Origin of the sequence: Pseudochryseolinea flava, from assembly GCF_003286915.1 — a bacterium.
In the GTDB taxonomy this organism is placed as follows: Bacteria; Bacteroidota; Bacteroidia; order Cytophagales; family Cyclobacteriaceae; genus Ohtaekwangia; species Ohtaekwangia flava.
Window position 1 is genome coordinate 65,767 of sequence record NZ_QMFY01000022.1, and the last position, 11,947, is coordinate 77,713.

Annotated in this window: 12 protein-coding genes; 2 read left to right on the forward strand and 10 right to left on the reverse strand. The window is 44.4% G+C overall.

Features of this window, described 5'->3' with window-relative positions:
• Positions 1-457 precede the first annotated feature (457 nt).
• The 10 genes from DQQ10_RS25545 to DQQ10_RS25590 form a co-directional block, all read right to left on the reverse strand.
• The gene (locus tag DQQ10_RS25545) at positions 458-1,387 is read right to left on the reverse strand and encodes a bifunctional riboflavin kinase/FAD synthetase (RefSeq protein WP_112749786.1); all 930 of its coding nucleotides are present in this window, start codon (positions 1,385-1,387) and stop codon (positions 458-460) included.
• 56 nt (positions 1,388-1,443) lie between these two features.
• Complete coding sequence (truB, locus tag DQQ10_RS25550) at positions 1,444-2,112, reverse strand: tRNA pseudouridine(55) synthase TruB (protein ID WP_112749787.1); 669 nt, start codon at positions 2,110-2,112, stop codon at positions 1,444-1,446.
• A gap of 30 nt (positions 2,113-2,142) precedes the next feature.
• Entirely contained in the window at positions 2,143-2,934 is a 792-nt protein-coding gene (locus tag DQQ10_RS25555) for an undecaprenyl-diphosphate phosphatase (RefSeq protein WP_112749788.1), read from the reverse strand.
• 6 nt (positions 2,935-2,940) lie between these two features.
• On the reverse strand, positions 2,941-3,153 hold the full coding sequence (locus tag DQQ10_RS25560) for a DUF3098 domain-containing protein (RefSeq protein ID WP_112749789.1): 213 nt from the start codon (positions 3,151-3,153) through the stop codon (positions 2,941-2,943).
• A gap of 14 nt (positions 3,154-3,167) precedes the next feature.
• Entirely contained in the window at positions 3,168-4,046 is an 879-nt protein-coding gene (locus tag DQQ10_RS25565; protein WP_112749790.1) for a cell division protein FtsX, read from the reverse strand.
• A gap of 99 nt (positions 4,047-4,145) precedes the next feature.
• Positions 4,146-5,042, reverse strand: a complete 897-nt coding sequence (locus DQQ10_RS25570) for an anti-sigma factor family protein (RefSeq protein ID WP_112749791.1) — start codon at positions 5,040-5,042, stop codon at positions 4,146-4,148.
• A gap of 6 nt (positions 5,043-5,048) precedes the next feature.
• Positions 5,049-5,588, reverse strand: coding sequence for an RNA polymerase sigma factor (locus DQQ10_RS25575; RefSeq protein ID WP_112749792.1), 540 nt, complete (start codon positions 5,586-5,588; stop codon positions 5,049-5,051).
• Positions 5,589-5,682: 94 nt separating this feature from the next.
• Positions 5,683-6,111, reverse strand: a complete 429-nt coding sequence (locus DQQ10_RS25580; RefSeq protein ID WP_112749793.1) for a DUF2147 domain-containing protein — start codon at positions 6,109-6,111, stop codon at positions 5,683-5,685.
• Between the two features lie 82 nt (positions 6,112-6,193).
• Positions 6,194-8,389, reverse strand: coding sequence for a sodium-translocating pyrophosphatase (locus tag DQQ10_RS25585; protein ID WP_185147046.1), 2,196 nt, complete (start codon positions 8,387-8,389; stop codon positions 6,194-6,196).
• Between the two features lie 146 nt (positions 8,390-8,535).
• Positions 8,536-8,922 carry a hypothetical protein gene (locus tag DQQ10_RS25590; protein WP_112749795.1) on the reverse strand — a complete coding sequence of 129 codons (387 nt, stop codon included), beginning with the start codon at positions 8,920-8,922 and terminating at the stop codon, positions 8,536-8,538.
• Between the two features lie 917 nt (positions 8,923-9,839).
• On the opposite strand from DQQ10_RS25590, the gene DQQ10_RS25595 reads away from it, so the two are divergent.
• The gene (locus DQQ10_RS25595; protein WP_112749796.1) at positions 9,840-10,604 is read left to right on the forward strand and encodes a hypothetical protein; all 765 of its coding nucleotides are present in this window, start codon (positions 9,840-9,842) and stop codon (positions 10,602-10,604) included.
• A gap of 692 nt (positions 10,605-11,296) precedes the next feature.
• Positions 11,297-11,842, forward strand: coding sequence for a reverse transcriptase domain-containing protein (locus DQQ10_RS25605; RefSeq protein ID WP_112749798.1), 546 nt, complete (start codon positions 11,297-11,299; stop codon positions 11,840-11,842).
• Positions 11,843-11,947 lie beyond the last annotated feature (105 nt).

Sequence of the window (11,947 nt, forward strand, 5' to 3'; positions counted from 1 at the left end):
GAATATCGAATATCGAATATCGAATATCGAATATCGAATATCGAATAATTAGCAGCAGCAGATATCGCCAAGATATTCCACTACTACTTTTTCTACGGTGCTCATCACCGAGGGAACAGGAAGTGTTATCGATTATCCATTGTACTTCTTTGCGGAACTTTGAGCCTTAGCGCCTTCGTGGCAAAGATTCATTAGCCACCAAGACACAAAGACACTAAGGCAAGAAAAGGCCTCCGTGCAATAAAGGACTTTCACGATTAACGATTCTCTCTTCACGTTTCACAATTCACGATTAACTTTTAACGATTAACGATTAACGTATACGAGCCGCCGCGCACCCTTCACTTCCCTAAAGGGCCTCCGCGCAATGCAATGATATTCTCTTCGAAGGGCTTTCACGATTCACAATTAACGTTTAACGATTCACGATTAACGTTTAACAATTAACGCTCCGCAACTAAATCGCCAACTTCCCCAGCGCATCAATTTTATCCTGATGTAGCTGAATCTTCAACTCCTCCAGGTCATTGAATTTTTTGTCTTCACGAATGAGACTGTGGAAATAAATGCTGAGTGACTCACCGTAGATGTCTTTGTTGAAATCGAAAATGTTTACTTCGATGTTTCGTTTTACGCCATTGATCGTTGGCCGTAAACCGATGTAGAGCATGCCGCGGTACATGGCATGTTCATGTTTAATGGTAACGGCATATATACCGTCTGCGGGAACAAGTTTGTTTTTATTTTCAATCTCGATGTTGGCCGTTGGATATCCGAGTACACGTCCGAGTTTGTCGCCGATAACGACGCGACCGGTAATGGAGTAGTTCGTGCCAAGGAAATGCGTGGCAGTATCGATGTCACCGACTTCTAAGGATTGGCGAATGCGTGTTGAACTTACGCCAATGTGGTCTACATCTTGACGCGGAATTTCTTCAACGTGAAATCCGAACTTGGGTCCGTTGAGTTTAAGTTGCTCGAAGCTTCCTTCTCTATTTTTACCGAAGTGGTGGTCGTAGCCGATCACAAGTTTTTTTGTACCGATGGTGTTTACGAGAACTTGATCGATAAAGTCTTGGGAGGTGAGTTGAGAGAATTCTTTTGTAAAAGGAATTCGAATCAAATGGTTGATGCCTTGCTTCTTCAGGAGTTCGGCTTTCTCTTCAAACGTGTTTAAAAGTTTAAGGGAAGTGTCTTCAGGGTGTAATACAAGGCGTGGATGTGGCCAGAACGTAATCACTACTGATTCACCTTTTTCATGAAGCGCGATCTCTCGTAAGCGTGAGAGGATTTTTTGGTGGCCGAGGTGGACACCATCGAAAGTACCGCTGGTCACCACAGCGTAATCAAGCCGCGCAAAATCTTCGACACCGTGGTAGATCTTCATGGTTCAATGATAGGGGAGAACCTGTTAAGTTCAAAACATGAGCGTCACAATATCGATTACGTCACATCTTCAGGCGATACGGCGTCGGTCAGCAGATAATTTCCGATACGTGTGCGGCAGAGTTTAGACATGTAAGCACCTGTGCCGAGCGCATTACCGTAATCGCGCGCAAGGCTTCTGATGTACGTTCCTTTTGAGCATACGATTCGAAAGTCTACAGCAGGAAGATGGATTCTTGTGATTTCAAATACACTTACTTCTACGTCACGGGGCTGAAGCTCGACCTCTTTTCCTTTTCGGGCAAATTGGTAGGCTCGTTTGCCACCTACACGAATGGCAGAATGTACGGGCGGCATCTGACTGATCTTGCCCGTGAATTGCTTCGTTGCCTGATGAATGGCTTCTTCCGTTAACGACGTAATATCTTGTGGCTCGCTGATTTCTGTTTCGAGATCGTGCGAAGGCGTGGTCTGGCCAAGGACGAATGTGCCCGTGTATTCTTTCTCCATGCCCATAAACTCTTCGATACGCTTCGTCATCTTTCCCGTGCAGATGATGAGCAACCCTGTAGCCAAGGGATCAAGCGTACCCGCATGGCCGATCTTTTTCATCTTGAGTTTATAGCGCAGTTTATTCACCGCATCGAACGAAGTCCATTCGTACGGTTTGTTGATGAGCAACACGCGCCCGTCATTTGCAGTCTCATCTTTGGGAACCTCTTGCATTTCTCTGAGTATCTCTGTGTAATAAGTCGCTTACACAACTTCCAACTTCACACCGAAGTAGTACAAAATCAAAATCGCAGCACCGACAATAATGCGGTAGTATCCGAATATTTTGAAGCCGTGTTTGGTGAGGAATGAAATAAAAGATTTGATCGCGATGATGGCAACGATGAAGGCTACGACGTTACCAACCACAAACAATGTGATCTCGTGCGATCCGAAGGTGCCACCATCTTTAAAGTAGCTGAAGAGTTTCATGGCTGTCGCAGCAAACATGGTCGGCACAGCCAGGAAGAATGAAAATTCAGCAGCGGTCTTTTTATTTAGCTTCTGCGAGAGTCCGCCGATGATTGTTGCAGCCGAACGTGATACACCCGGAATCATGGCGATAATTTGAAAGCAGCCAATCTTGAACCCTGTAGGATAGTCTACTTGTTTATCACTGTGTTCATTTCCTTGGAATATTTTGTCAACGAAGAGGAAAAAGATTCCCCCAGCTAATAGTGTGTAACCCACAACATCGACACGCTCAAGCATGGCGTCGATGAAGTCGTTGAATAGGAGACCGGCAATGGCGGCGGGAATAAATGCAACGGCAAGTTTGAAATAGAAGTCGAATGATTGAAAGAATCGTTTCCAGTATAGTACGATCACAGAAAGAATCGCTCCGAATTGAATGGCGACTGTGAACATCTTGGTAAAAGGATCCGAAGCAATGCCCATCAGCGATGAGGCAATGATCATATGTCCTGTAGAAGATATCGGGAGAAATTCTGTGATGCCCTCAACAATCGCGAGTACAATCGTTTCAATGATTGTCATGTGGCACTACTTGTTTTTAGCTTCTGGCGTGTGTAAGATGGCCCAGATCTCGATTAAGAAACCCGCCATGGTTACGATAGGACCGAGGTATAGTCCCATAAAACCAAAACCATGTGGTTCACTGTCGTTGGCCATGATGATAAATCCAAGGGTCAAAGTCACGACACCAATGATCATGAGTTGATAGTTCTTTTTACCAAAAGGAAGTTTGCTTTCCATGCTATGTTATAATTTCAGTAGAGTTGATCAAGAGACATTTTCAGATACCGTCTGATGGCGAGATAGGTGCTGCCTACCGCGACAATCATTCCGAAGATGACGAGGACGACGAGTAGCTGATAAAAATTTTGACGATCGTTTAGGGTTTGAAGTTCAGAGAGCACGCGCTCTGCGAAGTTGAAAAACGAGTAGAGAAACACACCTGCTAGAATTCCAGAGAGTAAGCCGTAACCTGCAGCCCGAAATAAGAAAGGTCGTTGGATAAACCATTTCCGTGCGCCTACTAATTGCATGCTACGGATTAGGAAACGTTGAGAGAACAAGGCCAGGCGAAGTGTGTTGAACACCAGCAAGAAGATCGCGCCAATCAATAAGCCTGCAAGAATGAGTAGGCCGATGGAAATCTTCGTGAAGTTCTTATTGACTTGATCGTACAAGTGTTTTTCGTACGTGGCTTCAACGACACCATTCATTTTCTCGATCTCCGTTTGAATCGCTTTCAACTGTGTCGTGTCTTGGTGGATTGGGTCGATCTTGACGATGTAAGCATCCTTGAGTGGATTCTCGCCAAGAATTTGTTTGTAGTCGCCGATCTCTTTGATAAGTTCTTTCTCCGCGTCTTCGCGCGAAATGAATGTAATCGCCTCATCTGTTTTTGCGATGTAATTTTTTGAGGCGAGCGTTTTTTCAAGCTGCTTGCGCTGTGATTCTGTCAAGGTAGATTTCAGATAAACCTTAACGTTTACATTGTCGCGCACCATGCGTTCGAAACCATTCGAATAGATGAGCATTTGTCCGAACATACCCAGCACAACGAGCGCTAGAAAGATGCTGAACACTACCCCCAATGCTGGGTAGCCTCCGAGTCGTTTTTTGCGAATAATCTTCTCCATGCTAGCTGGCAAAGGTAATAAAAATAGTATTCCAACGTGGATTGCCAACCCATGAACAAAAAAAGATCCCGACGAAGCGGGATCTTAGATATTAGCCAATCATTTTATCTTCCTGGACTCATCAAGTTTGTTGATCAACTTGGGGTCTTTTATCGGTAGCAATGGCTTGATCTTGTCGCCATCGTTCGTCATCATGTAATAGGTACTATTGTGGAACAAGAAGACGGTCTGCTGTGGTCCGCCAAAGAACTCCATGATCTCATAAAGGTTGGCTTGGAAAGGTCCGTAGAGCAATACTTTGTCGTTCTTGAACTGGTAGTGGAACTTATACTTTTTATGACCGCTGATGATTTCAGCATGTGTTTGTTCCTTGTTAGATACAGGTTCTTCGGATGCTGCGACAACCGCCTCGGGAGAAGCCGCGACATTGTTGTTGCCAGATTCTTCGGCAGTAGGATCAAAGGCATCGATTTTTGGCGCGCCTTGAGCTGAAGTGCTTCCGCTATCTTTTTTCGCTGTAATAGGTTTCTTCGCCGGAGCGGTTTGGCTTGTCGATTCGTCTGAATTAGCCGCTGGCGTTTGTGTTGTTTCCGGAGCTTCTTCTGCAGGTGCTACAGCTTCCATGCTTTCTTGCGTGGTAGTATCAGGTGCTTGCGTTACAGGCTCTTCGACCTTTTCAGAGGCGTCGTTACTGTTCAACCAGAAGTATACACCGGCACCAACAACTGCCGACGCCGCTACCCACATCCCTACTTTCGAAAGGAGAGAGGATTCGCCACCGCCTTGTATCGCTGGTGTAGGGATCGCGCCAAGCATAGCCTTCAGTTGCGCAGCACGTGCTGTGCGTAACGCTTCTGCAATCTTGCTTTGAACCTGGTATTCCCTTTTTAAAGCTGGATCACCTTCGAGCTTCTGTTCGAAGGCACTCTTCTCAGCGCCCGCTAGACGGTTGCTGACGTAGTCATCCAATAATTCTAAATCTCTTTCTGACGCCATATGCTCTTAATCCAAAAAATCCTGCTCAGAATACTGAGCTTTCACTAATTCATCAAGTTTCTTTTTGCACTTGTATTTTTTTGTCTTTGCAGTGTCGGTATTGGCGAATCCAAGTTGGTCGGCAATATCCTGCATCGACATTTCTTCAAAGTAGTAGTACATCAGTACTTTCTTACACGTCTCACCCAATTGCTCAATGCATTGAATGATGATCTTGTCGCGTTCTGCAGACTCAGTGTCGACAGCCACAGCCGTATCTTTTTCTTCATTGGAAAGGCGCTTCTTCCGATCCAATTCTTTTCGCCAGAGGTTCTGACAGATGCTGTAGATGTACGTGCTGATTTTTGAGGTTAACACCAAGTTTCCTGATGTAGCCTTCTGCCAAAAAACAATCAAGGCATCTTGGTAAATATCCCGGGCCTCATCCTCCGTTCCGCTGTTGGTAATGACCAGCTTGGTCATCATCCGGTAGTACTTCTTGTACAAGAACTCAAGCGCTTTTTCGTCACCCTTGCAGATGCGTTCGAAAATCTCTTTCTCGTTCATGTTTGAGCTCGACCTGTATACCATCTTTTGATGTCTTAGTAACCGTAGATGTTACTTTTTTGTAAATTTTTCACTAAATGTACCGCCATGCCGCTCAATTCGCCCGCTTCCATTCCTGGGTACGATAAAAGGGCCCCCAGTAACCCCTCACCATCAAATTACTATTCTCAAGCCAAATTTTACAACGGTAAATTTTCCCTGATTCCGGATCTAAAATGTTTCCTCCTGCATAGGCGTCACCGTCTTTTGTCATCCCCTGTAAGATTTCCATTCCTACAATCTTCTTCTTATAACGATTGTCATCCTCAGGGCATTGCAAACAAACTGGATCCGGGTCTTTACCGGGTTGTGGAAATATCTTGATGATCTTTCCGTACACCTTACCGCCGCGGTCAAAAAGCTCGACAATAGACCTTTGTTCTCCGGTATTATCGTCGATCGTTACCCACTTACCCACGACTGAATTCTGCGCTAATCCTGAAAAACCAACTAAGATTAAAGTCAAAGTGATCAATACTTTCATATAAATAACGGTTCAATGATTACCAAAAATAGAAAAAGCCCCGACATGTCGAGGCTTTCTATTAAAAACGTGTGAAGAAGGTTTACTTCTGAGCGTCGTTTGTATAGCTCACCGTTTCAACTTTCGGCTTAGCAACCTCATTTTTCACGGATGGTGTATGTGCCTTTTGTGAAATATGTGGTGCAATGATCAAGGCTACGATTGAAGTAAGCTTAATCAAAATGTTCATCGATGGACCAGAGGTATCTTTGAATGGATCACCAACAGTGTCACCGGTTACAGATGCTTTATGTGGCTCAGACTTTTTGTAATAGATCTGTCCGTTGATTTCGACACCTTTCTCGAAAGACTTCTTCGCGTTATCCCAAGCACCACCGGCGTTTGATTGGAACATACCCATCAATACACCTGATACTGTAACACCAGCAAGAAGACCACCAAGAACCTCAGGGCCGAAAATGAATCCGACTAGCACTGGTGCAACGATCGCGATAGCACCTGGAGCAATCATCTCACGAATTGACGCGCTCGTAGAGATCGCAACGCATTTTTCATATTCTGGCTTCGCTTTGTATTCCATGATACCTGGAATTTCGCGGAACTGGCGACGAACTTCGTTTACCATGTCCATGGCAGCACGTCCTACGGCAGCGATAGCAAGGGATGAGAAAATAAACGGAATCATACCACCCACAAAAAGACCAGCCAATACCGGTGCTTTAAAGATGTTAATCGCATCGATACCTGCAACACCAACAAACGCTGCAAACAGTGCGAGTGATGTAAGTGCTGCCGAAGCAATAGCAAATCCTTTACCTGTTGCTGCTGTTGTGTTACCTACTGCATCAAGGTTATCGGTACGGTGACGAACTTCTTCAGGAAGCTGGCTCATTTCAGCAATACCACCTGCGTTATCTGCGATAGGGCCGAATGCATCGATCGCCAATTGCATCGCTGTTGTGGCCATCATACCGGCTGCAGCAATCGCCACACCGTAAAGACCAGCGAACTCATAAGAACCGATAATACCACCTGCTAATACGAAGATTGGAAGCACGGTAGATTCCATACCAACAGAAAGACCACCAATGATGTTGGTAGCGTGTCCAGTTCCAGATTGTTTTACGATTGACAACACAGGGCGTTTACCCATGGCTGTATAATATTCTGTGATGATACTCATCAACGTTCCTACAACAAGACCAATTACGATCGCGATGAAAACATCTGTAGATGTAAAAGTATAGGTCGTGCTTTGGAATTGGTGAACGATCGTTTCAGGAAGCAGATATTTTACTGCGAAATATGAAGCGATGGCTGTCAAAATAATAGATGACCAGTTACCGATGTTCAAAGCATTTTGTACGCTATCAGTTTCTTTGCTAATTCTTACGAATGAACATGCTACGATCGAGAAGATCAATCCAAGACCAGCGATGATCATCGGAAGAAGGATAGGAGAGAGTCCGTTGAAGTTATCGCCAGAAGCATCAATGCCTTGTCCGAGTACCATGGTAGCCAAGATTGTTGCTACATACGAACCGAAAAGATCGGCACCCATGCCCGCTACGTCACCTACGTTGTCACCCACGTTATCAGCGATGGTTGCAGGGTTACGAACGTCATCTTCGGGAATACCAGCTTCAACTTTACCCACGAGGTCAGCGCCTACGTCTGCAGCTTTTGTATAGATACCACCACCTACACGTGCGAAGAGTGCGATTGATTCAGCACCCAATGAGAAACCTGCGAGTACTTCGATCGCCTTTTTCATTTCGACGCCCGTGATGGCAGCGCCTTCAGGAACGAACATTTGATAGAATACAATGAACAGTCCGCCGAGTCCAAGAATGGCAAGACCAGCAACACCGATACCCATTACAGAGCCTCCGGTAAAGGAAACTTGTAAAGCTTTCGCAAGGCTAGTGCGTGCAGCTTGTGTTGTTCTAACGTTAGACTTGGTAGCAATTTTCATCCCGATGTATCCTGCGAAAGCAGAGAGTACAGCACCGATAAGGAAAGCGATAGCGATGATCCAAGAAGAATCTTCAACGAGTGTACCTGACCAACCGAGTAAAATCGCCGCAATTACAGCAAAGTAGCTGAGGATTTTCCACTCGGCGCGTAAGAATGCCATGGCACCATCGGCAATGTAACCTGCAAGTTCCTGCATTTTAGCGTCACCGGCGTCTTGCTTGCTTACCCAAGCAGACTTAATGGCCATTACGATCAGGCCAACAACTCCCATCGCGGGGATCAAATAGAGAATACTGTTCATGATTTAGCGTATCTGGTTTACATATAAAAACCATCCGTTTTCTTGGGATGGCTTTTTTAAAGAACCGCAAATATAGAAATCCAACGGAAACCCGCAAAGAAATTAAAGCAAGCCTTTAACGAACTATCAGGCACACACACAAACACTTACAGCGCAAACATTTGTTTAAGCGCACCCCACAGGGTTTTCTTTTTGGCGTCGTCAAGATTCTCGAGCTTATCGGCAGCGATCAACGGAATATTATCCAGCGTAGAAAGCTGGTAAAGGGCAGGAGACGGCGTAACGGGAACCCCAAAAACAAGGACTTTCTCGGGCGAAAGCGCGGCAAGGTCGCCAGCAGCAAGGGAGGTCCGCTCAATAACAGTAACCGAAGCGAAGTTTATCCTCACCGCATGGATCATCTTTACCAGCACGGTACGATCAGATTCACTCACTTTCTCCCACGCACCCGGTAACACCACCACCACACGTCCTGGAATATTGTAAAGATCTTCCTGATATAAATTCTGTGCGATGATTTGAAGTGCTTCCATGGCGCAATATTAAATTATTCTTTTGAAGATGGAATGGTTATTTGGTTCCGGGGCCCCGGTTTTCGGTTTCCGGTTGCCAGTTTCCGGTTTGCCGGTTTCCAGTTTCCGCATTCTGACGTCTCACCCAACGCATTACTCGTAGCTCGCAGCCTCCTAACAAGCTACCTAAGGCATTTCTCGTAGCTCGTAACGCGTAACTCGCAGCTTCCTACGTTGATCTTCCCGTGTAGCTTTCCTATTTGCTTCATTAACGACCCATTCTATGAAACAAACACCGCATCTTCCTAGGGGCGATAGCCAGAATAATGAGAGCGCAATGAACGGACATCTGGAGAAACAGCGAATTAATGAAAGAATAATGAACGCGCGATGAGAGAAAAATGAAGTAAACATCGGAATTTATGAGACGTCATCTATAGCGCGATGAAGCAACATCTATAGAACAATGATAGAACTACTGGACGCGTATGGAGAATATATGGAGAAAATGAAAGGATGTCTATAGCTTCTCTGGAGGATGAAGCCAGGATGACGTTTCTGAGCGCACTAGATGTTTACTTCTTTGCAGCTTTTATCCCTAAGAGCTCATCACACATGAACATTAATTGAAATAGTTTCCCCCTTTAGGGGCCAGGGGTGAAGCAGACTCCAAAAGGAAAGACAGAAAGTCGAAGACTGTGCGTTTTGCAACACAGATAGTAAAGGAGGCGTATCACCGGTTGTCACGCAGCAGCGGCAATTTGCAACGCATGGAGTAAAGAATTTTCTACGTGACGCGCGAAGTACCATAAAAAAGTATCAATGATTTTCGAACGGGAATCGTGATTTTTAGGCGAATTTCGAGCTTACAAACGCGAATGTTGCTATAAGGAAATATCAGGTAATTGCATATATTCGGACGTTAGCGGCAAGCACTTATGAGCAACAAGTTAGACGACAATAAAATCTTAGACGCATTCACCAAAATGAGTGAGGCTGCAAAGTTTTTCTTGTATGACTCATTTGACCATATTGACGAAGAAATAAAATATAAAATCGCATCGGAGCTTTTTGGAGAAGAGTTAAAGAAGATCGACACTACTGACGCAGATCATAAAGCGTTGGACAAAGTAAGCGACAAGATTTTTGGAGACGTTAAAAAACTTATAAAATTTGACGGGTACGTTATTTCCCGTGTGACACAGACTAAAATATCTGACGCTTGGATGAAAGCTCAACTCGATGCGAACTATACAGCGATGAAGTTTCCGAAAAACACTGAGTTGAGTGGGCAAGACTTACTGGGACACGTAACTAATTTTGCTTTTTTTATCGAGTCTCTCACCAACAGACATTTGCTCCTCATGAGGGTAAACGAAAAGATGGACGACTTCACATTTAATTCGTTGGACAAAGCATCTGTTCCCAATAAAATAATCTATTGTCTAAAGGACGAGATCGACAAGAAAAAATTGAACCCAATCAGGTTAAATCTACTTTTTAAGTTAAGAAATTTCGCTGTTCATTTTACGTTGGACAACTCGACAAACTTCAAAGTGACAATTGAGCAGTTGATTCAAATATGGACTGAATCATCTAAACTGTGTGACTTATTTCACAAAAAGGAGAAGACAAAGGACATAAACCTTAAGGAAATGGTCGACTCATTGGTGGACGAGTTCAAAACCAAATTCGTGAAATAAGTGCCAGCCGCTAACAATGCATATAAATCATGCCGGCAGAGTTTGATGATTAATTATTAATTTGGACTGCCGGCACGCTTTATATGCGAACGTGTGTGTCTTGAACTTCCTTCAGTTGTACGAAGGGAGATGCTGTACAAAAGATGGAAGACTCTGTGATCATTTATGTAGCGTGTGGAAGTCGAGCGAACAGAACTGGCCAACGTTTGTAACTGAATAAGGAGAATTGGTCTTCCGCAGACGACTGTCAGAAGTAGTTTGCAAATCACCTTATGCTGCAAAGATGGAAACAGCTTTTGTGGTGAACGATAAGGAAAAACGGAGACAAGATCTCCGAAGATGATTGTTGAAGAGTTGAATAGCGTGAATTCGCGACTGAAGCCTCGTAATGTAAAAGAGAAGATGTTGAAAACAGGTAGTTACGTTTGTGTCTGTGACCAAGTGCAATGGAAGATCTGATTACTGATTGCATAACATCCGGGGTAAAGCGAACAAGACTTCAGCAAAGGCTTTTGTATGGAACAAGAGAAATCGCTATCGCTGCAATTAGTTACAAAAACAATTGCGATGTAAGGATGACATCAGATAGCGGTGACGGACTAAGTTGTAGTAGCGATGAAGCTGTTGAAAGGCAATGGAGCGAAGGACTTAGCCTGTTTTGTTTTATAGTTATCGACAACCGTTAAAATGGGATGACCGACTATTATGAAACGCGATCACAGCCAATTACCAGGAAGATGGTTTGGCAGGCCTACCAGAAAGTAAAGTCCAACAAAGGAAGTTTCGGTGTTGATAGAATGGATTGGGTTACACTAGATAGTAATCTGAAAACACATTTGTACAAACTCTGGAATCGACTAAGTTCAGGAAGTTATTTTCCGAGTGCTGTCAAAGAAGTCGCAATTAAGAAACGGTCAGGGGGAATACGAAAGCTAGGCATTCCCACCCTTTTGGATCGTATCGCACAGGAAGTCGTGAAGACGCATCTTGAACGAATAGTAGAGCCACAATTTCATAACAGCTCATTTGGGTATCGGCCTAGGAGAAATTGTCATGACGCCGTAGCACAGGCAACGCGGAATAGTTTTGCGCATAGCTGGGCGATCGACCTTGATATCAAAAGTTTCTTTGACACGATAGACCATTCGTTGTTAATGAGCGCGGTGCAACATTATTGTGATACGAAATGGGTTCTGATGTATATAACGCGGTGGTTGGGTACCTGGCTGGTTTTTTAGAACAGGTTAAAATTAGAGTTTTTAACTTTAACCATCTGAAAAAGCGTTATGAAAAAAACAAGATTCACAGAAGCACAGATCATTGGGATCTTAAACGAGCAGGAA

Coding starts and splice junctions, on each gene's coding strand:
- DQQ10_RS25555 (WP_112749788.1), bottom strand. CDS start 2,934: ATGACAATCATTGAAACGATTGTACTCGCGATTGTTGAGGGCATCACA.
- DQQ10_RS25585 (WP_185147046.1), bottom strand. CDS start 8,389: ATGAACAGTATTCTCTATTTGATCCCCGCGATGGGAGTTGTTGGCCTG.
- DQQ10_RS25580 (WP_112749793.1), bottom strand. CDS start 6,111: ATGAAAGTATTGATCACTTTGACTTTAATCTTAGTTGGTTTTTCAGGA.
- truB (WP_112749787.1), bottom strand. CDS start 2,112: ATGCAAGAGGTTCCCAAAGATGAGACTGCAAATGACGGGCGCGTGTTG.
- DQQ10_RS25560 (WP_112749789.1), bottom strand. CDS start 3,153: ATGGAAAGCAAACTTCCTTTTGGTAAAAAGAACTATCAACTCATGATC.
- DQQ10_RS25590 (WP_112749795.1), bottom strand. CDS start 8,922: ATGGAAGCACTTCAAATCATCGCACAGAATTTATATCAGGAAGATCTT.
- DQQ10_RS25605 (WP_112749798.1), top strand. CDS start 11,297: ATGACCGACTATTATGAAACGCGATCACAGCCAATTACCAGGAAGATG.
- DQQ10_RS25545 (WP_112749786.1), bottom strand. CDS start 1,387: ATGAAGATCTACCACGGTGTCGAAGATTTTGCGCGGCTTGATTACGCT.
- DQQ10_RS25570 (WP_112749791.1), bottom strand. CDS start 5,042: ATGGCGTCAGAAAGAGATTTAGAATTATTGGATGACTACGTCAGCAAC.
- DQQ10_RS25575 (WP_112749792.1), bottom strand. CDS start 5,588: ATGAACGAGAAAGAGATTTTCGAACGCATCTGCAAGGGTGACGAAAAA.
- DQQ10_RS25565 (WP_112749790.1), bottom strand. CDS start 4,046: ATGGAGAAGATTATTCGCAAAAAACGACTCGGAGGCTACCCAGCATTG.
- DQQ10_RS25595 (WP_112749796.1), top strand. CDS start 9,840: ATGAGCAACAAGTTAGACGACAATAAAATCTTAGACGCATTCACCAAA.